The organism is Pseudomonas sp. HK3, from assembly GCF_052920985.1.
This window is the reverse complement of the sequence record NZ_JBREXD010000003.1, coordinates 250836-275935: the sequence shown is the minus strand read 5'-3', so window position 1 is coordinate 275935 and position 25100 is coordinate 250836. Positions and strand designations below refer to the sequence as shown.

Sequence of the window (25100 nt, the reverse complement as noted above, 5' to 3'; positions counted from 1 at the left end):
GAACCAAATAACGTGATTATTCAAGCTTACCTCCCATGAAACCTAGTGCGCGACTCGGCAATATAGTACTCTAATTCTAGAGACTATTCACAAAGTTGTTAAATTAAATGAAACGACAAGCATTTTTCATTTCAGATGGTACCGGTATTACAGCTGAGACACTTGGTCACAGTCTTTTGGCCCAATTTGAAAGTATAGAGTTTGAGCAAGTTACACTTCCCTATATCGATTCAATTGAGAAAGCTGAAGAGGTTGTTCAACGATTAAACACTGTGGCTGAAAAAGGCACTCGCGCAATCGTATTTGACACCATTGTTAATCAAGATATAAGGGATGAAATATCCAAAGCAGAAGCATTCAAAGTCGATATATTCGCTACATTTTTAGCCCCTTTAGAAAAAGAGCTTAATAAAAGTTCGAGCTACACTGTGGGCAAATCTCATGTCGGCGGAAACAATAAAAGCTACCTTGCCCGGATCGATGCCGTTAACTTTGCCCTAGATAATGACGATGGCAGTAAAATTAAGCACTATGATAAAGCCGATATCATACTGGTTGGCGTTTCTCGGTCCGGTAAAACACCAAGCTGCCTATATCTGGCGCTTCAATTTGGCATTAAAGCGGCTAACTATCCGTTAACAGAAGAAGACTTGGGTAATGGTGAATTGCCTGAAGCATTAAAGCCATTTAAAGATAAGTTATTTGGCCTAACGATTGACCCTGAAAGGCTAGCAGCGATCCGAAATGAGCGCAAAGCAAATAGCCGATATGCCTCACTAAATCAGTGTTATTACGAAACTGAAGAAGTAGAGATGCTGTTTCAGCGAATGAGTATTCCATTCCTTACAACAACGGACTTATCCGTTGAAGAGATATCCACTCGCATCATGTTTGAAACTAAATTGAATCGCAGAGCTTAAACAATCAACGGGCAGTAAATACAATACTGCCTAGATTACTTTGCTTAATAATCCCACCCTCTTCTATTTCAATAACACCTGACTGAGGGCTGGGTAAGATTAAAAGATAGCGAGAGCTATTTGGAATACTCAGCTCGCCATGTAAGTACCCATAGCTATGCCACGATTCAGGCTCTCGATACTGATATGGGTTTTCAAAAGCATAGTTTTGCTTAAACTCATCTGTTAGCGGGATAATTTGAGGCATAGCAACAGATCGGTTACCAACAAAAGACTTAACTTGAATAATCTTAACGGGACTAGTGAGCTCAATTAATAAGTAATCTAATTCGGTTTTTTGATTGAATTGATAATAGTCCGCCAAATCTATCGATATACCATCAATATCTTCAAATAAGACCTGATCACCTTTTCGATATGCCTTTAGGCTGGCTTCTTGGGTTGCAGTAGGCAGAACATTTGTATCCTGTGGTGCATTTGCCTGTACAACTTCTTCCCTAACAACTTGAGCGCCAGTCGCATCCTGCCACGCAAACATTTTTTCATCTGCCAGTTTTTTATCAATGCTCTCAGAGTCGATAAAATCATCTGGATTTATGTTATTAGATTGAACGTTTGGGGCTTTAGTTTCATTCTTCGGGCTTTTATTCACGGCCTTAGGTTTATTGCTTTCTTTTTTAATCGTACGAATTTGCCCAGTTTCATCAACCCACGTATAAAAATCAGAGTCCCCCTGCGGGAGCCCTTGGCAAGCAGTCAATGAAAGGAAAATAAAACCAAATACAATAAGTTTCATTAGAATTTCGTTCTGAATGTAATACCTGCCGCCGCAACCGTTAATTTGGTTTCAACATCTAAGCCAGGATAAGGGTTTGAAACCAAGCATGTTAAACAGTCTCGGTTTAAAGAGCCACTTGAGGTGCTGAATCCTTGTTCATCCTGAGGGTCGGCCTCAATTGTCTCTTGGCTTTTAAGAAAAGAAAGGGATACATCAATTTCTGTATCTAGATCCCAGCGATAGCCAAAACCAATACCATACATGGGTGCAAAGCCCAATGGCGCCATAACGTTACGTCGGTCTGTTGGTATCGATGTGGTTCGTGGCTCATAACCAATTCGCGCCTTCAGTCGAGAGCTCATTTGATACTCAATACCAAAGCCAAAACTCCAAACGCTTTTATAATTTAAATTCTGCCTCAATGTGTTACCTGTCACCTCGCCGGGTGCCAGTATTTTTGCGGCATTCAAGAAATCTAACTGGCGATCGAATTCAAAATAAAAGGAGTCCCATTCGTCGTAGTCGGTCCAGCCCGCATCAATATTGAACTGTAACTTATCAAAAAAACGAAATTTAAAACCTGTTTGAAAATGCTGAGGATAAGTAAATTCAGTCGTGACATACCCTGTTTCTCGACTCACACCTGATGGCAGTTGAAACATAGCGCCAATTATAGCCCCGTATATTGACCCTCTAAAGCCACTAAAAAATCCAGCAAAATCTCGGGAAGTAATCCATTTCAAACTCACCGCTTAACTGGTCTTTAGCTTCACTTTGGTAAGCCATACCCCATGCAAACCAATCCGTGGGCTCCCATAACAAACCAAGGTTATAAGAAAGGGACATGGAGTTTTCTAGTTGCATGCTCAGTGTGCCAATATCTCGATACGGCCCAACACGACCGCCACATAAAGAAACAAATGGCACCAATGGATCATTACCACCACCGCCTTCCTCGCAGCCAAATGCATCTTGAAGCATCTCAGTAGCCGCCATTATTAAGTTTACGCCACGTGCATCTTGTTCAATAGCAAAGCCTTGGTGGGATAGCAAAACACCAGCGCCCAAAGAAAGCTCATCGTTGACCTTATAACCAAAAGACGGTGACAAGTACGTCATACGTTGCATGGCCAGTTGCTTGGCTTGATAGCGCCCGGGATTATCAGCGCCTTCTTTAACAAACCCAGCAACCATGGGCATATAAGTGGCTGTTGCGAATGTGAATTTTGAACCCGGTGGATTGATAGAAAAGCCAGCAGCAGGCAGTGCAAGAACGGGCAAGTGCAAAGGAAATATGCCAACACCTGGAATATAGGCGCCTGCGATGGCTTCACTTTTTTGACCAATAACGGGGTCATCCTCGAAATTTAGAAGCTCTCCATCACCATCGTAATCTTCAGGCAGATTGAAGGTGGCTTCGGATTTCAAAATAACATTAAGCAGGGTAACGCCTATTTGGCGCCCTTTTAATTTTGTAAGACCGGCAGGGTTATAGTGAATTGAGGCCATACCAGGGGGATCAGCCGTCACAGCATTACCCAAAGAAAGTGCCTTTGGGTCAATAAGCATCGACTGCCCAAGCTGGGCATGGGATACAAAACTCAAACATAGCAGAATGACAAATAAGTAACTCTTCATAACAGCAACCATTATTAAGAAGAGCTAGCAGATGATTTGGCTTTTAAACCATTTACATCAATTGGCAATGATAGAGATAAAATAATGTCAGGCGCGTCATCCGTCATGCCAAACCCAACACCAATGTTAGTAATGGTTTTGGGTGACACTCTTACACCTAAACTTATATTAAAAATGCCGCTCATAGTGGCTGAACTTTGCACATCAGAAAAACTGCCTGAATTATTTTTAAACACATAAGTCGATTTGTCCGAATAACTCCCTTGGAATGACATGCTCATGGAAACATCATACGAAAGCGAATAAGCAAAACCGCCAGAAAATGACACACTCACCCCTGGTTGCACTTCCATTAATATTGCGCCGCTTCTAGGTTGGTTAATATCTTTTTCTGGTATCGCATAAGACAAACTACCAGAGCCAAATAACATGACAGGGTCAACAACCTTTGACATAGACAGACCGCCTGTTAAGGAGTAATAACCGCTCCCCGTTGGTAGCGTTTTGTCGCCAACGGTGTGAAATGGACTTGAGCCTGTTTTAGTTTTAAAAGAACCGGTTACTGTCTTGCTTAACTCGCCGGGCACATAAGCGTAAGGCTGCCAGCGTCCATTTATTGATATATCACCAATACCAGACGCGCTTTGAGATTCAAATGAATCATATTTGACAACCAAAGGCACGGTAACACCTAATGTTAGGTTGTTTTCATACCCGTAATCAAAGTTGAAATTATTTGAAAGGTTGTGAACCGAGGAAGGATTGACATCAAACGAAGTAACACGACCATCGACAATACTGACATCCAATCGTTGATCTGCTACATAGCTATAACTCATATTGAACCCGAGAGAAGTCTGGCCTTCTTTCATGAGGGAGTAGCTGTTTTCTGTGGCTTCAAATACTTCTTCTAAGCTTTTTTCTTGGGTGGCATCACCTTCTTTTTGTGAAAGGGCTTCCCTTGCGCTTGAAACATCGGCATTCGTATTGTTAGCTATAAAAAAGGCCAGTAATAAAATTAATCTCGCGTTCACTTAAACCACCATGTTCTTTTTATTATTTTCTCTTAAAGCGAATGCTTTTATTTACCAGAGAGTCCGTCTTAATCGTGTTCACCAATGAAGGGTCAAAACCTTCATCACCAGCCGAAACCAATTCGCCAAAATCTTCATCGTCGGCGTCTTTTTCTCGAATCCAGTGGGCATTGTTTTTACTTCGCGCTAAACCATTGCTGATTTCAGCGGGCTCACCCATGTGATCGGCCGGAAAGAAGTCTCTAAAATCACGAAAAGCCATTTTGGTAAATGTTCTTTCATCTATGACCCTTAAATCTTCATCCCTGATTTCTAAGCCCCCTACTGGCTTGTGACCATTAGGGAATACAATAAATAGTACATTACGATCCCATACCTCTAAAAAACGGTTCAGCGTGAAGCTAATATTACCAAGAGAGGGATCTGCGACAAATACGTGGCCATTTTTAACACCGCGAATAACAACGAAATGCTTAAATCCAGCATATTCAATAGGCGCAATAGCTGGGTGATCGAGTTTAATTAAGTCCTCTTTTTCTGCACGAAAACCACCTGATGGATGACCTAGTGCCGTCACAAGGCGCTTCATGTCTAATAAGGAAAAACCACGGCGTTCTATGATTTTCTCAGAGTCGCCAAATTCCAAAAGCCCTTCCATTACTTGGCGCTCTTGGAAATTTCGTCCGAGATAAAAGTCCAAAAGTGTCGTCAAAGCAGCCGAGCCACAGCTATAGTCATAAGCTTGGCGAACAACATTGTTGAACCTAAACTCAGAAAGAGGCTCTATGAATTCTTTTTGACGCGTGCTTTGCGCGCCGTATCCGGTTTCATAATAGACAATACCCTTTGGCTGAGATTCCACTTCTAAGAATTCAGTCAGCATGGTGTAGCTAATTATGGAAGCAAGCAGAAAAACCAACATGGGATATTTAGGCCTAACTTGTTATTTTTGTTATTTTTGGTCAGTTACTCATTGTTACATTAATTAACTTATTAGGCCATACACCAAAATGCTTGGTATCGACAAAAAATGCCGCCATTGATTGTTTTTTAGCCCGAACACGCTTTTTTCATTGCACATGAGTACAACTCATCTGGCAAATAAAGACCAAAAGCCTACCCAAAAAATGTTGTAGCACTTAAAATGCACACACCAATTGGCGAGCAAAAATGAACTTTTCTACAAGCAAACTTCCCTACCTCGAAAATACAGATCAACTTTTAAGCAAGTTAAGTGACTTGGGCCATAGGGTTGCGCTAGAAAGCTCAAACGCAGAACACCCAAACGGGCGCTGGAGTATTATTTCAGCATCCCCTATTGAGATCATAGAGCTATACGATCGATCAAATATAGAGTCTGCGCGCTTGCAGCTTGAACAGCTCAGTGCTGTTATTCCTACCATTGAATCTGACCTGCCCTTTACTGGCGGATTAATTGGTCACCTAAGCTATGATCTGGGAATTCCTAGGCTAAAAGTAGATCAATATCCATCGCAACCACTCATTATGTGTGGTCTTTATAGTTGGGCCTTTTTAATTGATCACTCATTAAAAGAAACTCAGCTTGTTTATTGGTCAGAAATTAGCACGATCGAAAAAAGCCATTTGAAAGACATATTCTCTCATTGTCTTGCATCTAATACCTCAACAGGACTAACGTTTAACTTAACATCCGCGTTTAAACCTAAATGGGATGAGTCAACCTACAAAAATAAAATCGATACGATCCATGATTATATTTTGAATGGCGACACCTACCAGGTAAATCTAGCGCAATCGTTTTCCGCGCAATATGAAGGCGACCCCATTTGTGCTTATTCAAAGATCAAGCAAGCAGGGAAAGTCCCTTTTGCATGTTATTTTGAATCAGATAAATGGTCTTTTGCTAGTGCAACACCTGAATTATTTTTACAGTACAGCGACAACAAAGTCACAACAAAACCAATCAAAGGTACCCGCCCTAGATTTGCGGATAAAATAAAAGACCAGCAGCAAATTATTGACCTCAAAAATAGCATCAAAGACAAAGCCGAAAACCTCATGATTGTTGATTTATTGCGCAATGACTTAAGCATGAATGCAAGCAATGTCCGAGTCGACTCTCTGTTTGACATCGAAACATTCAGCACTGTGCATCACCTAGTAAGCACCGTATCGGCTACAGCAAAAAGTGAAAACATACTTAAATTATTAATTGATGCATTCCCTGGGGGGTCGATAACAGGCGCACCTAAAAAACGTGCAATGGAAATCATCCATGAACTCGAAGCATCACCAAGAAGTTTCTATTGCGGCAGTTCGTTTTATCTTTCAAGTAACAATAAGATGAATTCTAATATTTTAATTCGTGGCTTTCTATTTGAAGAAAGCTCAGTAACTTGCTGGGCTGGAGGTGGGATCGTTGCTGATTCAAACTGGAAAGATGAACACCAAGAGAGCTTGGATAAAATATCCAAGCTCATGGCATCACTGCTTTAAGTCAATCGTATTAATCGAGTGACAACTGGCGATTGCTCGCTTTTAAAAATTGCGCCTTTAACTCTGCATATTCATGAACCGCAGGAAATTGAGGAAACTCATCAATCACGTTTTGCGGTGACTTAAATAAAACCCCCGCCTCTGCCTGCTTAAGCATGGTTGTATCATTGTACGAATCACCCGCCGCAATACAGCGATAATTTAACAATTGAAAAGCACGAACCGCTTGGCGTTTAGGGTCAACTTGACGCAGCTTATAGTCAGTAATAAAACCTTCTTCACTTACTTCAAGCTTATGACAAAGTAATGTTGGGAATCCCAATTGACGCATCAATGGCTGCGCAAATTCATAAAATGTATCGGATAAAATCACAACCTGAAAGCGCTCACGCAACCAATCAATAAACTCTTTAGCGCCTTCAAGTGGCGATAAAGTCGCGATAACTTCTTGGATGTCATCTATTTTAAGATTGTTATCGGCCAATATTTTTAAGCGCTGCTTCATTAAGACATCGTAATCAGGGATATCACGAGTCGTCGCTTTCAGCTCTTCGATGCCAGTTTTATTGGCAAATTCAGATCCAAATTTCAGGGATCAGCACCCCTTCTAGGTCAAGACAGGCTAGCTCCACGCTTTAAACTCCTAAGTACGTAAAAGGGCGCTACTCTATCTTTTATGGAGAGCCCATTCAATCGTATAATGTGTTTTATCTTATAAGCTATAATTATTAAATTATGCTTAATAATTATTTTTTCGAATATCAGTATTCTGCTAATGTGGCCAGATTCTAAAAAGAGAGCTCAAAAATGACACTAACACCTACTGAAGTAGAAGCCCTAGATAAAGAGCTCTCTGAAAAACAACCCAAACAAATCATCAAGCATGCGCTCGAGCAATTCGACAATATCGCTATTTCATTTAGCGGCGCAGAAGATGTGGTTTTAATTGATCTAGCCCTCAAAGCTAAAAAAAATATTAAGGTATTTAGCCTAGATACTGGTCGCCTACATGCCGAAACTTATGCGTTTATTGAGCAAGTCCGCAAACATTACGGTATTGAGATAGAGCTAGTTAGCCCTGATCACAACGAACTTGAACCATTTGTGAAAACAAAAGGCTTATTTAGCTTTTATGAAGATGGCCACAATGAATGCTGCGGGATTCGAAAAATTAAGCCACTAAAGCGCAAAGTTAAAACACTTAATGCTTGGATTACAGGCCAAAGAAAAGATCAAAGCCCGGGCACGCGAAATACGATCCCTACGTTTCAATTAGATTCATTTGAAGGCGCGAGCGGCGAACTATACAAATTCAACCCACTGGCTAACTGGAGCTCAGAAGACGTTTGGAATTATATTAAAATGTTTGATGTACCCTATAACCCGCTACACAATCAAGGGTATATCAGCATTGGATGTCAACCATGTACTCGCCCTGTTCTACCAAATCAACATGAGCGAGAAGGTCGCTGGTGGTGGGAAAATGAAGGCGGAAAAGAATGTGGCTTGCATGCCACAAACATTATTTCGAAAGGTTAAAACCTATAGCCCAGTCTAGCGACTGGGCAGCTCTATTGCAGAGAACAGCTCTTCCAACTCTGCTTTACTATGGCATTGTGCCGCTTTTTCGATGGTTGCTTTATCTAGGTGCGGTGCAAAGCGAGCAACAAAATCACACATAAACCCACGCAAGAATGTCCCTTTTCTAAAGCCAATTCGAGTAATGCTGTCTCTAAATAAATGGCTTGCATCGATCGCAACAAGATCACTGTCTTTTTCAGGGTCTATTGCCATGCTAGCCACAATACCAACCCCCAAACCTAAGCGCACATAGGTTTTGATAACATCAGCGTCAGCGGCGGTAAATACAACTTTCGGAGTCAGCCCTTTATCTTTAAATGCTTCATCAAGTCGAGAGCGACCGGTAAAACCAAATACATACGTTACTAGAGGAAATGTAGCGACCTCTTCCAATGTTGGTTGCGCACGCTGAGCTAGCGGGTGTGTTTTAGGCACAAGAATACTGCGATTCCAGCGATAACACGGCATCATGATTAGATCATTGAAATGATCCATGGCTTCCGTTGCAATAGCAAAGTCAACCGTACCATCCGCCGCCATTTCTGCAATTTGAGTTGGCGTGCCTTGGTGCATATGCAGTGACACATCAGGGTACTGCGCAATAAAGTTTTGAATAATCCCAGGAAGCGCATAACGAGCTTGCGTGTGCGTCGTGGCAATTGAAAGACTGCCCTTATTTTCGTTACTAAACTCTTGTGCTACTTGCTTGATGCTTTCAACCTTTCTTAAAATTTCACCTGAAACCTTAAGAATCGCTTCTCCAGCTGGGGTAACTCTGGTTAAATGCTTGCCGCTACGAGCGAAGATTTCAACCCCTAACTCGTCTTCCAACAGTCTGATTTGCTTACTTATCCCTGGCTGAGACGTGTAAAGCACTTGAGCAGTGGCAGACACATTAAGATCATGGTGCGCCACTTCCCAGATGTAGCGCAATTGTTGTAGCTTCATAAGCCCTCCAGGCTAACACGACCCTACTACCCGTAAAATGGTTATAAAAATAGAATTAAATATTCTTTTCCAGAATAGATGTAAATCTATAAATTTACCAGCTAACTTCTTAAACTGTACGTTATAAGCGTAGACTATATTCATGGAATTTCTGTTATATGTAGTGTCAGGCGCCGTTGTAGGCGTAATTGTAGGTATCACTGGCATTGGTGGGGGCTCTTTAATGACCCCCTTACTCCTACTTTTTGGCATCCCCCCTCACATCGCAGTTGGTACGGATCTTCTTTATGCATCCATAACCAAGGCTGGCGGGGTTATTGCTCACCACAAGCAAAAGACCATTAAATGGTCGATTACTTTATTAATGGTAGTAGGAAGTATTCCTAGCGCCATACTAACTGGCATAATTTTAAGTGCTTTTTTTGAAGATTATCAGCATTACACCGGCATCATTACCACCACTCTAGGTGTTATGTTGGTTGTAACGGCCATTCTTTTGTTATTTCGCAAGCGATTACAACTCTTTGCTGAAAACCAAGCGAACCTTAGCGGCCGTAGCTGGCTTCAGTCTAACCGAGCGGGCATCACCATTTTCATGGGTGTCATACTGGGGATATTTGTAACGTTATCGTCGGTTGGTGCAGGCGCCATCGGCACAGTGGTGCTGCTTATTCTCTACCCATACCTACGCTCTGTTCAAATCGTCGGAACAGACCTTGCCCACGCAGTTCCTCTTACATTAATTGGGGGCTTGGTACATTTATCGTTAGGTAATGTCGACTATGCACTGCTGGGTGCATTGCTTTTGGGTTCAATTCCAGCAATACATTTTGGTACTAAAATTGGCTCTCATTTACCAGAAAACCTACTGCGGAACATGCTTGCAGGACTCCTGCTGATATTAGGTGTTAAATACATTATCTTTTAGTTATCTAAACGATCCAGATCACCTAGGTTGACCATTGGAATAACCAGCACAGGTATTGGCGATATGTCCAATACCTTGCTGACAACTGAACCAATGGCGCCACCTTGAAATGCAGACTGCCCATGACTTCCTAGTAAGATGATACTACTCTGCAATTCACAGGCTTGCTGAACAATCACCTCTGACGGAAAACCAAGCTCTACAATTACCCTATCAAGATCAATAGCTTCAAGCATGTCGTGATAATCTCTTCTTAGTGCCTCCTCGACTTGCGTTTTGATCTTATTTTTCACATCAATCAAGCCGTGCTGGCGCAAATAACGACGATCTTTTTCAGGGACATAGGTATTGATAATCGATTCGGCAAACACGCCCATGGGCTCGATAACATGCACGATATCAACCCTAGCCCCCATATTTAGGGCTATCCGTGTGAGCTGCCTTATTAAATAAGGACTATACAACCCCAAGTCGGCTGCATACAAAATGCGAGGATTCATGGCGACCGCTTACTGCCAGTATCTTAATTAATCATAGCACTAGAAAACCTGTCTATACTTTCAATTGAAACCTATTGGGAGGTAATTATGAGCGACCGCATGCTAAGTTTGGCTGAAGCCAGCAGCCTATTAAATGTCAGCGAAGTAACCGTTAAGAGGTGGGCCAGAGAGCACTTACTTAAAAGTGTTAAGCAAGGCAGTGATTTCCTCTTTCCTGAAGCTGATGTCTTAAAATATAAAGAAATGAACGACAAATTTCGTAAATAGTCATAAAAGGCTTGTTTTTAGACAGGCCTTTTACGATTTTATTCCTTTTTCTTGCATTTACCCCTTTCAGTCGCCTATTCAAGTGCTCTATCATTACGCCTTTATTGCTACAGCTTCGGAATAATAAGCACAATGTCAGATAAACGCGTCGAAGACCTGAATATAGAAAGTACACAAACTCTTATCACACCTGAGCAGCTTAAAACTGAGCTTCCTATCTCAGACAAAGCCGTCAACTGTGTTGAACAAGGCCGCTTAGCGATACGAAATATTCTAGATCGTAAAGATCCTCGCTTATTTGTGGTGATAGGGCCCTGCTCTATCCATGATGTGCAAGCCGCTAAAGAATATGCCAAGAAGCTAAAAGTTCTAAGTGACAAAGTAAGCGACAGCATTTTAATTGTTATGCGTGTTTATTTTGAAAAGCCACGCACCACTGTTGGCTGGAAAGGCTTGATTAACGACCCTTACCTAAATGATACGTTCAAGATCGAAGACGGCCTAAAAATCTCTCGCAAACTGCTAATCGATCTGGCAGAAATGGGCTTGCCGCTATCTACGGAAGCACTGGACCCTATTTCCCCTCAGTACCTACAAGACTTAATTAGTTGGTCTGCTATTGGTGCACGTACAACTGAAAGCCAGACTCACCGTGAATTAGCCAGTGGCTTGTCATGTGCTGTTGGTTTCAAAAATGGAACAGACGGCAACTTAACTGTCGCAATCAATGCGATGCAATCTACAGCTAACCCTCATCGCTTTTTAGGCATTAATGGTGATGGCCAAGTAGCCGTTGTTAAAACCAAAGGCAACCCTTATGGCCACGTGGTTCTTCGTGGTGGTGGCGGCAAGCCAAACTATGATTCTGTTAGCATTGCGCTGTGCGAGCAAGAAATGGAAAAAGCCAACGTGCAAAACAACATTATGGTTGATTGCTCTCACGCTAACTCCAACAAAGATCCAGCGTTGCAGCCGCTTGTAATGAATAACGTGAGCAATCAAATTCTTGAGGGCAACCAATCCATTGTCGGCCTTATGGTTGAGTCACATCTTAAGTTTGGTAGCCAAAGCATTCCTGCCAATCTAGATGACCTTGTATACGGACAATCGATTACTGACGGCTGTATTTCTTGGGATCAAACCGAAGAAGCTATCCTGCAAATGCACGAGAAATTAAAAGACGTCCTTCCTAAGCGTTAAAAGACAAAGGGGTTGCTAAGCAACCCCTTTGCGTTTTTATGGTATAATCTCGCGCTTTAAAATTTGAGCAACCAAAATGAATTCACCTACCGTTGGCATTATTATGGGTTCCACTTCTGATTGGAGCACCATGGAAAAAGCAGAAGAAGTACTGATAAAGCTTGGTGTGAGCTATGAAGTAAAGGTTGTTTCAGCCCATAGAACCCCTGATTTATTGTTTGATTACGCTGTAAATGCCGCCGACCGAGGCATTCAGGTGATCGTTGCCGGTGCCGGTGGTGCTGCGCACTTACCTGGCATGGTCGCGTCTAAGACACACCTTCCCGTTTTTGGTGTTCCCGTGCAAAGCAAGGCCTTAAATGGTATTGATTCTTTGTTATCAATCGCGCAAATGCCAGCCGGCATAGCGGTTGGAACATTAGCCATTGGGCCTGCCGGTGCCGCTAACGCAGGATTACTCGCCGCTCAAGTAATCGCTCTGCATGACGAAACTGTACGAGCTAAACTCATTGAGTTTCGTGCAAACCAAACCGATAAAGTACTTTCTATTCCAGATCCAAGGGACGCGTAGTCGATGGCAGTAAAGCGTATTGGAGTCATAGGCTCTGGGCAGTTAGGCCGCATGATGGCACTAGCCGCTACCCATTTAAATACTGAGTTTGTGTTTTTTGATGAAGCATTGGATTCGCCATGCTCTAATTTGGGCAAATGCATTCAACCAAGTACACCTAACGCACTGCAGCGCTTTATTGATAGTGTTGATGTGGTGACTTACGAAAGTGAAAATACCGATGCAACCCTTGTTTCATTGATTAACGAGAGCGTGCCCGTTTATCCAAGCACTCTTTCACTCATGAATAGCCAGCACCGCTTAACTGAGAAACGTTTTTTTCAGTCAATTGGTATACAAACCGCTGACTTCAGAAAAGTTGAAACACTCGAAGACCTAGAACAAGCCGTACTTGATTTGGGCCTTCCGGTTATCGTAAAAACAACCCGTGAAGGCTATGACGGCAAAGGTCAGGCCATGATAAAAACCCAAGCTGATATCAAGCCCGCATGGGCTGAGTTGGGCGATAAAGAATTAATTGCAGAAGCTTTTGTGACTTTTAGCCGTGAGCTATCGGTTATCGCTGCTCGCAGCGCAAGTGGAGAGGTGAAAGTTTACCCTCTAGCAGAAAACGACCATAGCGCTGGAATTTTACGTGTATCAAAGGTTCCGGTTAAAAATCTAAGTGACGCTAAGCAAGATCAAGCGAATGAGTTTATCACGGCCCTACTGCAAAAATTAAATCATGTGGGTGTACTTACCCTTGAATTATTTGATACAGAGGATGGGCTAGTGGCCAATGAAATGGCGCCTCGCGTTCATAACTCAGGACACTGGAGCATTGAAGGCGCTTATTGCAGTCAGTTTGAAAACCATATTCGCGCCATATGCGATATGCCTCTTGGTGAAACAGCCAGTCGCCAACCTTTTGCAGGGATGATTAACATCATAGGCAAACACGGTGATTCCGACTTAGTGCTTAAGCAGAGCAATTGTTTCTACCATGCATATGGCAAAGACGAGAGACTTAACCGGAAAATTGGGCACATCAACATTGTCGCCAATAGCGAAGCCGAGCTAGAAACATCAATATCGAACCTGAACGCATTTATTGATGAGTGTGGAGAGTAAGACAATTACGCATAAAAAAAGCCCCTATGGGGCTTTTTTTGTTTTAGCAGCGGCTACATATAAGCATTATCAGCTTTTGTATGGTCCGTTACGTCTCTTACACCGCTAAGTTGTGGCAGTTTTTCTAGTAATGTTTTTTCAATTCCCTCTTTAAGGGTAACATCCACTGCGCTACAACCTTGGCAACCACCTCCGAACTCCAAAATAGCCAAACCCTCTTCGGTAACCTCAACCAATTTAACTTCACCACCGTGGGAGGCTAAGCCTGGGTTTACCTCATTATATAAAATGTAAGTGATTTGCTCTTCGATCGGGCTATCACCTGTCACTTTAGGCATTTTTGCGTTAGGGGCTTTAATCGTTAATTGGCCACCCATTTTGTCTTTGGCAAAGTCAATCTTTGCGTCTTCCATGTAAAGAATGCTTTGCTTATCAAGGTAAACGCGCAGATCATTAACATCCATGATCTCATCGTTTGTATTGACCTCTTCAGGGCGGCAATAAGCAAGACAGGTTTCAGCATAAGGCGTGCCTGGCTGAGTGATAAAAACACGTACAGACATTCCCGGCACATTTTGCTTGGCTAATAATTCAGATAAATATTGTGCGGCGGCGTCAGTAATATTAAGCATTTCGCTCTCCGATAGATTTTATTCAATTTTACTGAGTTTTCACCATAAAACCAATCCCTAGTTATTTACTCAGGTATTATGAGCTCTATATTTGCATTTCGAATAAGCGTTATAAGAAATAAACCATTTTCTCGATATGGATCTTTTGCTATTGTCCGCCCAAATTTAATAATACAGCCATCAAAATGGCGGTGATGAGAGCGCTATGTATACATATGACAACTACGATCAGCGTATCGTAGATGAGCGAGTAGCTCAGTTTAGAGAACAAACCGACCGCTACTTGGCTGGTGAGCTAACTGAAGAGCAGTTTTTGCCATTGCGCCTACAGAATGGACTTTATGTTCAGCGTTACGCCCCTATGCTACGTGTTGCTGTGCCTTACGGCTTGTTATCAAGCAATCAAGTTCGCAAATTAGCGCACATCGCGCGCACCTACGATAAAGGCTACGCGCACATCAGTACGCGTACCAATGTTCAGTACAACTGGCCTGAATTAAAAGATGTTCCGGAAATATTAGCCGAACTAGCCAGTGTGCAAATGCACGCCATTCAAACCAGCGGCAACTGTATTCGTAACACCACAACCGATCAATTTGCAGGTGTCACCCCCAACGAATTAGTGGATCCACGCCCTTATTGTGAAATTATTCGTCAGTGGTCAACTTTCCACCCTGAGTTTGCATTTCTGCCGCGTAAATTCAAAATTGCAGTCAACAGCCACCTGACCGATGACCGTGCAGCCACCATGTTGCATGATATTGGCATTAAGATTGTCAAAAATGCATCGAATGAACTTGGTTTTGCCGTGTATGTAGGTGGTGGTTTAGGTCGTACGCCTATTGTTGCCTCGCTTGTGAAAGAGTTTCTACCTGAAAAAGACTTGCTGACGTATCTTGATGCCGTACTGCGTGTTTACAACCTAAATGGTCGTCGCGATAACAAGTATAAAGCACGTATCAAAATTTTAGTTAAAGCCCTTGGTGTTGAAGCATTTGCTGAAAAAGTAGATGCCGAGTGGCAGCACCTGAAAGATGGTCCGGGCACACTGACTGAAGCAGAAATTGATCGTATTAAAGGGCACTTCACTGCTCCTGATTATGAAACCCTTGAAGCAAGTACTGAGCTTGAAAAACAATTAACAGAACACAAAGCGTTCTCTAATTGGTATAAGCGCAACGTAAGTGAGCACAAGGTAAATGGCTATGCCATTGTTACCCTAACACTTAAGAAACTAGGAACGCCGCCTGGTGATATCACGGACAATCAATTAGATGTGGTTGCTGACTTGGCTGATCGCTATAGCTTTGGTGAAGTGCGCAATACTCACGAGCAAAACATTGTACTTGCTGACGTTAAACAAGATGCCCTATTCGCATTATGGCAAGAAGCAAAAACGGCTGGTTTTGCGACACCTAACCTTGGTCTGTTAACCGACATGATTTGCTGCCCAGGCGGTGACTTTTGTGCACTCGCCAATGCGAAATCAATCCCAGTTGCTGAAGCACTTCAAGCAAAGTTTGATGACTTGGATTACTTACATGACTTGGGCGAAATTGACTTAAACATTTCTGGCTGCATGAATGCTTGTGGTCACCACCACATCGGTCATATTGGCATTCTTGGTGTTGATAAAAAAGGCGAAGAGTTTTACCAAGTATCTTTAGGTGGCGATGCTGGACCTGATGCCACAATTGGTAAAATTTTAGGGCCCTCGTTTGCGCGAGAGCAAATGCCTGAGATTATCGGAAAAATCTTAGATATTTATGTCGATCAACGCATCGAAGGCGAACGTTTCATCGATACTTATCGTCGTGCTGGTCATGCTGTTTTCAAGGAGCGCGTATATGCCAAATCTAATTAATCAACAATCGACTCTTGAAAACAAATGGGTCGTTGTGACGGACTATGACGCTGCCCTACCACAAGGCCATATCATTGTTGACTCAAGCTACTGGCTAGCGAACAAAGATGCTCTCTCGGCTCATACTGACATTGCTATCTACTTGAACGGGGATGCCGACTTAGAGTCGCTAAAAGACGACCTAGCTCGTTTTGACGTTGTTGCCGTTAACTTCCCCGCTTTTGCTGATGGTCGCGGCTACAGCTTGGCTCGCTTACTTAAAGAGCGTTATGACTACCAAGGCGAGATTCGCGCCATTGGCGATGTGCTATTAGATCAGCTTTATTTCATGAAACGCTGTGGTATTGACACATATCTGCTTAAAGACGGCCTAGAGGCTGAAAAGGCACTGCAATTCTTTGCAACCTTTAGTGACCCCTACCAGCTTGCTTATGATGTAAAAACACCATTGTTTCGTCGTAAAGCCTAGCTATACACAAAACAGCCTCTTTGAGGCTGTTTTCATTTTAACCCTTTACTCCGCTTGTTTTTTATACCAATCTTAAATGACTTACTTTTGGGTTAAGTCATGGAACACAGCCTTTTCTTTTCGTTTTTCATCATCTTCACTGGCGCCGCCATTCTCGCCACGATTTCACTCTACACTCATCAACCCATTATCATCGCTTATGTGGCACTCGGCATTCTAGCGGGCCCCTCTGTTATGGGGTGGGTAAGTGACGCACAGCAACTTAGTGAAATTGCCCACATTGGCATTGTGTTTCTACTCTTTTTACTCGGCTTAGACATGCAGCCTAAAAGCTTGGTGCATGTGCTTAAAAAAGCCAGCCTAGTTGCAATCATCAGCTCTCTTGTCTTTTTTGCGACAGGTTATGGCGCCGCATTGACGTTCGGGTTTAATCAAACCGAATCTCTGGTTACCGGTGCAGCACTAATGTTCTCAAGCACCATCATTGGGATAAAATTATTGCCGACAACCGTTTTACATCACAAACACATGGGCGAACTCATGGTTGGCCTGCTTTTATTGCAGGATATGATTGCGATTGTTGTATTACTTGTACTAGGAAGCGCCTCATCAGGTGGCGGCATTCAAGACTTTGCTCTTACTGCACTTGCCTTGCCTTTTCTTATTATTTTTTCTTATGTTTGCGTGAAATTTATTATCCTCCCTTTATTGGTCAAATTTGATTTATTCCACGAATATCTATTTTTAATGGCCATTGGCTGGTGCCTAGGCTTGGCTGAATTAGGTGCTTACTTAGGGCTTTCAAAAGAGATGGGCGCTTTTGTAGCGGGTATTACCTTAGCAACACACCCTGTAGCCCAATTTATGACCGAGAAATTAAAACCCATTCGCGACTTTTTCTTGGTGTTATTTTTCTTCACATTAGGGGCGGGATTTAAACTGCATGTATTAGCGGATATTTGGCTTTACGCATTAATTTTAAGTGCGCTGGTATTGGCTATTAAGCCTATTACGTTTAAATTTTTACTAAGCCATCAATCTGAAAATAATAATCTTTCTTGGGACATTGGCTTTCGCTTAGGGCAAATCAGTGAGTTTTCATTACTCATTGCGTATCTTGCTATTGCTTCTAATTTGATTGGTGAAAATGCAGCCCATACCATACAGGCAACAGCGGTCATTACCTTTATTGTTTCAACTTACATCGTTATATTTAACTATCCTAACCCCATCGCACCTTCTGGTAAGCTACGACGAGATTAGGCTTTCTAATTACGAATGCGCAAGAATAAATCGGCCAGTAATTACACCTTTCAACATAGCCGACATGGTTTCAGCTAAATCGGCCTTTGTTATCTCTTTACATGAGCCGACTAGCTCAGGTAGACGCCATTCTCCTGCAATTTTATTCCAAATATCTTGTTTGCGCGCTAAGGGCAACATCACTGAATCCACACCAAGTAAGCTAACATCCCTTAAAATAAACGGCAAAACCGTCGTATTTAAAGCCGGTGACGCCACCAATCCACAACATGCAACCGAGCCTTGGTAATCAATTGTTTTCAGAATACTGGCAAGCACATTACCACCCGCCACATCCACCGCACCTGAGTACGACGGTTTTAATAGTGGCCGCTTAGATTCGTCAATAAACGCATCTCTTAATATCACCTCTTGAGCGCCGATTGATTTTAAATAATCGGCCTGCTCCATCTTGGAAGTGAGAGCATGAACCTGATAACCAAGCTTAGCCAAAAGCATGACAGCAATGCTCCCAACACCACCCGTTGCACCAGAAACCAAAACAGGTTTTGTTTTAGGCAAATGATTAGAGATTAATTTATCAACGCACAACGCCGCTGTTAATCCGGCTGTCCCCCAGGCCATCGCTTCTTTCTCAGGCAGTGATAGTGGCAGTTTGATCACCCAAGCGCTCGACACCCGAATATATTCACCAAATCCACCTTTGGTGTTCATACCTAAGTCATAACCAGTAACGATAACTTTGGTGCCAGCTGGCAATTCAGCATTATGTGATTCAACAACTTCGCCAGTGGCGTCAATACCTGGGGTGTGCGGGAATGCCTGTGTCACACCTTTATTGCCGGAAAAAGATAATGCGTCTTTGTAGTTTACGGATGAATAATTCACTTTTATTAGAAGATCACCTTCTGGCAAATCCGCGGTGTTAAGTGTGCAAATTTCACCACCAAACACACCCTCAGAATTTTCTGAAACAACTAACGCTTTATAATCCATCCGCTTCTCCCTTACATGTACCACTTATGAAACGCTATCTTATTAAGAGCCGTTTCAATTGATTGATTAAGTGCGCTTTGAGCACCCGCTCCTAAACGCTTCAGTAACGGTTTTTTCTGTTCACTTGAAAGCACATACACATCTGCTTCTTTGCAGCGCGATAATAAGTAATCATCACTGGTTGATACTACATCAACTAAGTTTTGCTTAAGCGCATCTTGGCCATACCAAACATCGCCATTGGCAACATGCTCGAGATCGACGGCTGGGCGGTGCTGATGAATAAAGTTTTTAAACAAAACGTGTACGTCAGCGAGATCTTCTCTGAATTTTTCACGGGCTTTATCCGTATTTTCACCAAATACCGTTAATGTGCGTTTATATTCACCGGCTGTGTGCACTTCAAAATCAATATCGTTCTTTTTAAGTAACTTATTGAAATTAGGCAGCTGTGCAATAACACCGATTGAACCAATAACCGCGAAAGGCGCCGCGATAATTTTATCTGCCACAACCGCCATCATGTAACCACCACTGGCAGCGACTTTATCGACACAAATAGTCAGTGGGATGCCTTGAGACTTGATTCGATCTAATTGTGAAGCCGCATAACCATATTGGTGAACCATGCCGCCACCGCTTTCAACATTTACAACAACCTCATCAACGTGATCTCCTAAACTTAATAGTGCCGTGATCTCTTCTTTTAGCTGCTCACTTTGGCTTGCTTTAATATCGCCATTAAAATTAAGCACATAGACTTTTTGACGAGTGGTCTCATCGTCGCTCTTGTCTTGTTTTTTCTGCTCTTTTTTAAGGGCTTTAAGCTGCTTTTTATCAAGTACTTTTTCTTGAAGTCTCGCTTTTAACTTTTCAAGTTTATCGTTTAAAAATTGTACACGTATTTTCTCAGGCTTTGATTTTTGGCCTGCACTTGCGATCAAGCCGATAATCATTGCAACAACTATTACAAATGTGATCGCTTTGGCTAAAAATAAGCCATAATCAGATAAAAATTCCACACTACTTCCTTAACTATTGGGGTTTTGCTAAGTGTAACGACTCTAAATCTATGAGACTAGCTTTGCCGTATAAAACATATCAGCGTTATTCCGAGAAATTCAAACAATCGTATGATTAACTATTGACACCTACAACCACCTTGCTTAGTCTGACAATGTCTGTAAACACTCAGATGCGCTTGCCAGTTAAATTCGAGCAAGCTTCTTTCTTACATTTTACAAAGGATAACGATATGACTTCAGTTGCTGACATCATTGAACAAATGAAAGCGAAATTTAATGCTGATGCTGCTGCTGGCATGGAAAACGTATTCCAATTCAGCATCGAAGATGGTGATGATTTTTTCGTTGCTGTTAATGACGGCAACTTCGAAATCGGTAACGGTACGCACGACGACCCATCTGTCACTCTAATCATGACTACTGAGACTCTAGTTGGTATCATGACTGGCGAAACTGACGGTATGCAAGCGTTCATGGCTGGTCAGCTACGTGCTGAAGGCGACATGATGCTAGCAACTAAACTTGGTGAATTGTTCCCACAATAATCCAATTTAGTACACGCATTAAAAAAGGGGCTTAGGCCCCTTTTTTAATGCGTGAAGAAAATCACGACTACCACTTATTGAGCGCCTGCTTTGCTTGCTCGTTAACCGCTTGAGCATCTAGCCCATCATGAAACAGTCTGACTTGATAGATTGCACCATTTGCCATTGGCATGTACGTGGCAGAACCATACTTTGCCTGTACAAAACTCAGCCACTTTTTATTCGCAATCCAAGGCCATGTATCGACAAATTGTGACCCTAACAGGTCGTAGGCATTATCCGTTGATTGGTTTTCCTGCTCTAATGACAAAAAACGCCCAGATAAACGATCAAGCTTATAAGACGGCAAGTCACCATCGAACCAAGAGGCGACCTTAATTAAGCGCACATCTAATTGCCATTGATCACCCTCAAGCTTATAAAATTGAATATTCTTGTGGCGACCAACTAATTCAACATCAAACTCTTGCGGACCAACCTCAACAAAACGCAAAGTGGCAATCACCTGCCCCTCTTCTACGGTCGAATAGTGCAATAAATTAAACGCGACTATTGCGCTCATGGCGGTGCCGAATACGGCTACAAAACCCATACTGCCGCGCAACCACTTCATAAACCAATTTCGTGAAATTAACGTCTTACCTGCCACATAAAGCAGTATTAGAGCGATAACAACGAGTCCTGCGATTAAAATATAAACGCCCATCAAGCAACCTTATAGCCAAGCTGTGCAATACTCTTAATTGCCAAAGACAGAATATCTTTTGCTGACACATCTGACTGGGACACTGTTTCGATATAATACTCGATACTGGTTAAAACATCGGCAAGCACTTCTAGGCGTGCTTCATCCGCAGCGGCATCTGTGTTGAGCACACGCTCATTTAAGTAGCGCATCGACATGCTAATGATTTCGGCGCACTGTGTTTCGTTAAGAAAGATCAGCGCACCCTTAACGCCTGTCAAAGCCTGTCCAATATTTGCCAGGTGCAACTTATCGTTACTTTCAACAAAAGCCGCTACCGCTCTTTTGGATATGGCTAACCCAGAATGAATTTCATCAAATAAAACAATACGGGCCTCAAAGTAGTGACCAGCTCCGATTATTTCTTGTTGTTCTTTTGCGTCTAATGGTTGGCGACCAAATTTACTACTGGCAAGCTCAACTTCTAACAAGGCATCCGCAATGCCAGCTAGAGCAATGACTTTTTCTTCTTTGGATAGTTTTTCAAGCGCTATCACATTCTGTAGCTGCCCTTCAATTCGCTGGCCTAAAGAATCTTGGTTTATCACCTTCAGAACATTAGACATACGCTGAAGTCTGACCGTTAATTCTTCAAAATCAATATCGGTCAGTGCATCGCGTTCAGCTAAATCAAGGGCTTCTTTTACACTATTAATTTCTTCTTTAAAGGCCTTAGCCAAGGTATCAAAAGATCCAATATCAGGACCTGACAACAACTTGCGCTCAACTTTAAGCTGCTCTTCAGTTACATGCGACCGAATCGCATAAGCGCGCTTAACATCGGCAACTAAACCGCTTTTTTGAGTGGACAAACTGACGATATGCAATAAGTCTTTATGCAGTTCATTTGCCGTTTGACTGGTAAATACCTTTACACCACTTTTAATCATGGTGCGCATTAAAATATCAACTCTGGCAAACAACATACGTCTTGCTAGCGTTAAGTCGTATTTGTCGCCAGCCATCGCATTTAACGCAGCTAAAGACGACCACCAAAATGGCCACGCCATTGTCCCTCTCAAACCGCGCTCAAGTAACACCAAAGAGCGCTGAATAAGCTTGAAACCAACAATAGGGTTTTGATCTTTCAATACTCGTAACAAGCCTGCCTGAAACATCAAGCGTATACGGGGTAAATGCGGTTTTACATTGAAGTTAAGTTTATCAACGGCGGGTAATTTAGGGCGCAGGTTAACATTAAAAAAGTGTGATTCCGTAATCGGGCGATGGCCCCCAACCTTACGAACTTGGTTTATGGTCGGCACAAGCAAAATTGGGTGATCCACCTCTTGCTCTAGCAAAACATTAATATATTGGGTAAGACTGACTAACGATTGACCTAAAGCGTCAAATTTAATCGTTTGTTTGACGGCGCCATCACCAATAAGCGACAACATCTCTGTGGCTAACGCATCAGCACCAGAAAGCTCGAGTAACTTAAATGTCCCCCGAGCAAGATTAACCTCGTCGGCAAATAATTTAAGATGAGCGGCATCTAAGCTTTCACTATATCGTGAGAGATAGTTATCCGCTTTTTGTAGGGTCGTTTCCAGTTCTTTTCGAACAAGACCAATTGAAACACTAATATTAGAAACTTGATTCATCTGAGCCTAATTACTCATGGCACGTAAGTGCTTTTTTATAATAGTTATCATTTGCGTGATTTTATCCTTAAATGAGAGGCAAATCATTGATTCAATTCACGAACCAAAGCTACTTATCCCACTGAACCTTCTCACACTTCCCAGACAGCATCTCTAAAAATGCCTTGTGGCTTTCCAGTTCATCAGCGCTTGTGCCATAAATTGGCAAATTAGCTGCAATTGAAGGATCGACCACCAAGCTCTTCAGAATTTCTTGTTCTGAAGGCTGATCATTTTTATCCTCCTGGCTGTCTAATGTCAAAGCGGTTTGACCACCGGTCATTAACAAATAGACGTCCGCTAGGATTTCAGAATCGAGTAATGCGCCGTGTAATTCACGATGGCTATTATCAATTCCGTAACGACGACATAGTGCATCTAAGCTATTACGTTGACCAGGGTGCATCTGCCTTGCAAGCTTTAGCGTATCCAAAACCGTGCAAATATCAATCGTCTTTGGATAACCGCTTAAATTTCCAAATTCACGATCCATGAACCCCACGTCAAATGGCGCATTATGTATAACAAGCTGTGCACCTTTAATGAACGATATAAAATCGTCCGCTATTTCTGAAAAAAGAGGCTTATCCACTAAAAATTCATCGGTAATACCGTGAACTTCCATTGCCTCGGGGTCAACTAAGCGCTGGGGGTTAACATACTGGTGATAGTGTCTACCCGTGAATTTGCGATTGATTATCTCGACGCAACCAATTTCGATGATCTTATGGCCTTCGCCGATGCCCGTCGTTTCAGTATCTAAAACTATTTGTCGCATGATGCACCTTTTAGTAACTGTTCAACGCCTTTGTTGGCTAATTGATCAGCTCGCTCATTTCCTTCATGCCCTGAATGCCCCTTAACCCAATGCCAATTAATGGTATGAGTGGCGATGGCCTTATCTAAGCGCATCCATAAATCTTGGTTTTTTACTGGCTGTTTAGCGGCCGTCTTCCAGCCTCTTTTTTTCCAGTTTGTCATCCATTCGAGCACGCCTTTTCTTAGGTATTCACTATCTGTGGTGAGCTCAACCTGACATGGGCGCGTTAGAAGCTCTAGACTCGCGATAGCCGCCATGAGCTCCATACGGTTATTCGTGGTATCAAATTCACCACCGAATAACTCCTTCTCTTTGCTGCCAAACCGCAGCCATGCACCCCAACCACCAGGACCAGGATTCCCTTTACAGGCACCATCTGTGTATATTTCAACGACTTGAGACACTTATACCTCTTGTACTCGGGGTTGCGACCGGAATACGCCGGCCGCCCAAAGCCCGCCATTGTGGCCGAATTGGGGTTCTTCCTGCAACCAGTTTACGTGCCAGCAGCACATACACACCAGCCCCTGGTAGGCCAATGTAGCGTAAAAGACGGTCTATCTGTTTAGATACCTTCGGAAAATATCTCAAAACCACAGGCGGGAAGTATTGAAGCTCAGATACTTGCTCGACTCTAAATCCGAGTAATGTCATCCAATCTAAGAGACGTGATTGTGAAATGTAACTGCCTTTTGGTGCCAAGCTATAACGAGATAAAAGCCTACTGAGCCCCCAAGTACTGTATGGGTTAAACCCTACAATAACTAAATAGCCATTAGGTACAACAATTCGCGAAGCTTCACGCAGGCACTGGTGAGCAGCCGCTCCACGGTCAAAGATATGGTGAGCCACTACGCAGTCGACGCTATTGTCCCTAAACGGGAGCGCCTCATAATCAACCACTAGCTGGTTATTTTGACGATGAGACGCAAAAAAGTGGTGGCGTAGCGAGGTTGATTTCACGACGGATTGATTAAACGCACTAAGCTGCAATAAATAGTGACCGTACAAGTCAGGCATCATTCGCTCGATTGCTTCAACCTCTAATGCCCAAAGATTCTGGGCCACTTTTGTGTCTTGCCAGTCACTTTCCATATTCAAATCCATGAGACAGCTTACCCATTTAAACAAAACCCAGCTTGACC

27 protein-coding genes and 1 pseudogene are annotated in these 25100 nt (G+C 42.7%); 12 read left to right on the top strand and 16 right to left on the bottom strand.

All coding sequences use genetic code 11. The features are described from left to right. Positions 1-107 precede the first annotated feature (107 nt). Positions 108-920: a posphoenolpyruvate synthetase regulatory kinase/phosphorylase PpsR gene (gene ppsR / locus ACU6U9_RS16580; RefSeq protein ID WP_446736123.1), complete on the top strand. Its 813-nt coding sequence runs from the start codon at positions 108-110 to the stop codon at positions 918-920. Positions 921-924: 4 nt separating this feature from the next. On the opposite strand, the gene ACU6U9_RS16575 is transcribed toward ppsR, so the two are convergent. The 5 genes from ACU6U9_RS16575 to ACU6U9_RS16555 are packed head-to-tail and all read right to left on the bottom strand — an operon-like array spanning position 925 to position 5292. Then, complete coding sequence (locus ACU6U9_RS16575) at positions 925-1716, bottom strand: hypothetical protein (RefSeq protein ID WP_446736122.1); 792 nt, start codon at positions 1714-1716, stop codon at positions 925-927. Beyond that, positions 1716-2360: an OmpP1/FadL family transporter gene (locus tag ACU6U9_RS16570; protein WP_446736121.1), complete on the bottom strand. Its 645-nt coding sequence runs from the start codon at positions 2358-2360 to the stop codon at positions 1716-1718. The genes ACU6U9_RS16575 and ACU6U9_RS16570 overlap by 1 nt, the downstream gene beginning before the upstream one ends. A 40-nt stretch (positions 2361-2400) precedes the next feature. Further along, positions 2401-3336 carry an OmpP1/FadL family transporter gene (locus ACU6U9_RS16565; RefSeq protein WP_446736120.1) on the bottom strand — a complete coding sequence of 312 codons (936 nt, stop codon included), beginning with the start codon at positions 3334-3336 and terminating at the stop codon, positions 2401-2403. Between the two features lie 14 nt (positions 3337-3350). Beyond that, entirely contained in the window at positions 3351-4370 is a 1020-nt protein-coding gene (locus tag ACU6U9_RS16560; protein WP_446736119.1) for a transporter, read from the bottom strand. Between the two features lie 22 nt (positions 4371-4392). Next, positions 4393-5292, bottom strand: a complete 900-nt coding sequence (locus ACU6U9_RS16555) for a C39 family peptidase (RefSeq protein WP_446736118.1) — start codon at positions 5290-5292, stop codon at positions 4393-4395. Positions 5293-5540: 248 nt separating this feature from the next. Between ACU6U9_RS16555 and ACU6U9_RS16550 the strand changes: the two genes are divergently transcribed. Continuing rightward, complete coding sequence (locus ACU6U9_RS16550; RefSeq protein ID WP_446736117.1) at positions 5541-6848, top strand: anthranilate synthase component I family protein; 1308 nt, start codon at positions 5541-5543, stop codon at positions 6846-6848. Positions 6849-6858: 10 nt separating this feature from the next. Here ACU6U9_RS16550 and thrH read toward each other — a convergent pair. After that, a pseudogene (thrH, locus tag ACU6U9_RS16545) lies at positions 6859-7480 on the bottom strand (bifunctional phosphoserine phosphatase/homoserine phosphotransferase ThrH). Positions 7481-7655: 175 nt separating this feature from the next. Between thrH and ACU6U9_RS16540 the strand changes: the two are divergent. Beyond that, positions 7656-8387 (top strand): phosphoadenylyl-sulfate reductase, encoded by a 732-nt coding sequence (locus ACU6U9_RS16540; RefSeq protein ID WP_446736116.1) that lies wholly within the window; start codon positions 7656-7658, stop codon positions 8385-8387. Positions 8388-8402: 15 nt separating this feature from the next. Here ACU6U9_RS16540 and cysB read toward each other — a convergent pair whose 3' ends face one another. After that, positions 8403-9377, bottom strand: coding sequence for an HTH-type transcriptional regulator CysB (gene cysB, locus ACU6U9_RS16535; RefSeq protein WP_446736115.1), 975 nt, complete (start codon positions 9375-9377; stop codon positions 8403-8405). Positions 9378-9519: 142 nt separating this feature from the next. Here cysB and ACU6U9_RS16530 point away from each other — a divergent pair, with 142 nt between their 5' ends. Beyond that, positions 9520-10305 carry a sulfite exporter TauE/SafE family protein gene (locus ACU6U9_RS16530; protein WP_446736114.1) on the top strand — a complete coding sequence of 262 codons (786 nt, stop codon included), beginning with the start codon at positions 9520-9522 and terminating at the stop codon, positions 10303-10305. Here the strand turns inward: ACU6U9_RS16530 and ACU6U9_RS16525 are convergent. Beyond that, positions 10302-10805 (bottom strand): universal stress protein, encoded by a 504-nt coding sequence (locus ACU6U9_RS16525; protein WP_446736113.1) that lies wholly within the window; start codon positions 10803-10805, stop codon positions 10302-10304. The genes ACU6U9_RS16530 and ACU6U9_RS16525 overlap by 4 nt on opposite strands. A gap of 87 nt (positions 10806-10892) precedes the next feature. Here ACU6U9_RS16525 and ACU6U9_RS16520 point away from each other — a divergent pair, with 87 nt between their 5' ends. The 4 genes from ACU6U9_RS16520 (at position 10893) to ACU6U9_RS16505 (ending at position 13953) form a co-directional block, all read left to right on the top strand. Next, entirely contained in the window at positions 10893-11072 is a 180-nt protein-coding gene (locus ACU6U9_RS16520) for a helix-turn-helix domain-containing protein (protein ID WP_446736112.1), read from the top strand. Positions 11073-11204: 132 nt separating this feature from the next. Then, entirely contained in the window at positions 11205-12272 is a 1068-nt protein-coding gene (locus tag ACU6U9_RS16515; RefSeq protein ID WP_446736111.1) for a 3-deoxy-7-phosphoheptulonate synthase, read from the top strand. A 76-nt stretch (positions 12273-12348) separates the two neighbouring features. After that, positions 12349-12843 (top strand): 5-(carboxyamino)imidazole ribonucleotide mutase, encoded by a 495-nt coding sequence (gene purE, locus ACU6U9_RS16510; RefSeq protein WP_446736110.1) that lies wholly within the window; start codon positions 12349-12351, stop codon positions 12841-12843. A gap of 3 nt (positions 12844-12846) precedes the next feature. After that, the gene (locus ACU6U9_RS16505) at positions 12847-13953 is read left to right on the top strand and encodes a 5-(carboxyamino)imidazole ribonucleotide synthase (protein ID WP_446736109.1); all 1107 of its coding nucleotides are present in this window, start codon (positions 12847-12849) and stop codon (positions 13951-13953) included. Between the two features lie 53 nt (positions 13954-14006). On the opposite strand, the gene nfuA is transcribed toward ACU6U9_RS16505, so the two are convergent. After that, complete coding sequence (gene nfuA / locus ACU6U9_RS16500) at positions 14007-14585, bottom strand: Fe-S biogenesis protein NfuA (protein WP_446736108.1); 579 nt, start codon at positions 14583-14585, stop codon at positions 14007-14009. A gap of 205 nt (positions 14586-14790) precedes the next feature. On the opposite strand from nfuA, the gene ACU6U9_RS16495 reads away from it, so the two are divergent. From ACU6U9_RS16495 to ACU6U9_RS16485, 3 genes are all read left to right on the top strand, one after another. Continuing rightward, the gene (locus tag ACU6U9_RS16495; protein ID WP_446736107.1) at positions 14791-16449 is read left to right on the top strand and encodes a nitrite/sulfite reductase; all 1659 of its coding nucleotides are present in this window, start codon (positions 14791-14793) and stop codon (positions 16447-16449) included. After that, complete coding sequence (locus tag ACU6U9_RS16490) at positions 16433-16918, top strand: DUF934 domain-containing protein (RefSeq protein WP_446736106.1); 486 nt, start codon at positions 16433-16435, stop codon at positions 16916-16918. Before ACU6U9_RS16495 ends, ACU6U9_RS16490 begins: the two co-directional genes overlap by 17 nt. Before the next feature lie 99 nt (positions 16919-17017). Beyond that, positions 17018-18181 (top strand): cation:proton antiporter, encoded by a 1164-nt coding sequence (locus tag ACU6U9_RS16485; RefSeq protein ID WP_446736105.1) that lies wholly within the window; start codon positions 17018-17020, stop codon positions 18179-18181. Between the two features lie 9 nt (positions 18182-18190). On the opposite strand, the gene ACU6U9_RS16480 is transcribed toward ACU6U9_RS16485, so the two are convergent. Then, positions 18191-19177, bottom strand: coding sequence for a YhdH/YhfP family quinone oxidoreductase (locus tag ACU6U9_RS16480; protein ID WP_446736104.1), 987 nt, complete (start codon positions 19175-19177; stop codon positions 18191-18193). Positions 19178-19188: 11 nt separating this feature from the next. Beyond that, on the bottom strand, positions 19189-20199 hold the full coding sequence (gene sohB / locus ACU6U9_RS16475) for a protease SohB (protein WP_446736103.1): 1011 nt from the start codon (positions 20197-20199) through the stop codon (positions 19189-19191). A 233-nt stretch (positions 20200-20432) separates the two neighbouring features. Here sohB and ACU6U9_RS16470 point away from each other — a divergent pair, with 233 nt between their 5' ends. Beyond that, complete coding sequence (locus ACU6U9_RS16470) at positions 20433-20747, top strand: SCP2 sterol-binding domain-containing protein (protein ID WP_446736102.1); 315 nt, start codon at positions 20433-20435, stop codon at positions 20745-20747. A 67-nt stretch (positions 20748-20814) separates the two neighbouring features. Here ACU6U9_RS16470 and ACU6U9_RS16465 read toward each other — a convergent pair whose 3' ends face one another. The 5 genes from ACU6U9_RS16465 to ACU6U9_RS16445 all read right to left on the bottom strand — a co-directional run bounded on the left by ACU6U9_RS16465 (position 20815) and on the right by ACU6U9_RS16445 (position 25050). Continuing rightward, positions 20815-21453 (bottom strand): hypothetical protein, encoded by a 639-nt coding sequence (locus tag ACU6U9_RS16465; RefSeq protein ID WP_446736101.1) that lies wholly within the window; start codon positions 21451-21453, stop codon positions 20815-20817. Beyond that, entirely contained in the window at positions 21453-23096 is a 1644-nt protein-coding gene (locus tag ACU6U9_RS16460; protein WP_446736100.1) for a hypothetical protein, read from the bottom strand. The genes ACU6U9_RS16465 and ACU6U9_RS16460 overlap by 1 nt, the downstream gene beginning before the upstream one ends. A gap of 109 nt (positions 23097-23205) precedes the next feature. Further along, entirely contained in the window at positions 23206-23913 is a 708-nt protein-coding gene (gene dnaQ, locus ACU6U9_RS16455; RefSeq protein ID WP_446736099.1) for a DNA polymerase III subunit epsilon, read from the bottom strand. Continuing rightward, the gene (gene rnhA / locus ACU6U9_RS16450; RefSeq protein WP_446736098.1) at positions 23901-24359 is read right to left on the bottom strand and encodes a ribonuclease HI; all 459 of its coding nucleotides are present in this window, start codon (positions 24357-24359) and stop codon (positions 23901-23903) included. Before rnhA ends, dnaQ begins: the two co-directional genes overlap by 13 nt. Beyond that, complete coding sequence (locus ACU6U9_RS16445) at positions 24343-25050, bottom strand: class I SAM-dependent methyltransferase (protein ID WP_446736097.1); 708 nt, start codon at positions 25048-25050, stop codon at positions 24343-24345. Before ACU6U9_RS16445 ends, rnhA begins: the two co-directional genes overlap by 17 nt. Positions 25051-25100: the final 50 nt, after the last annotated feature.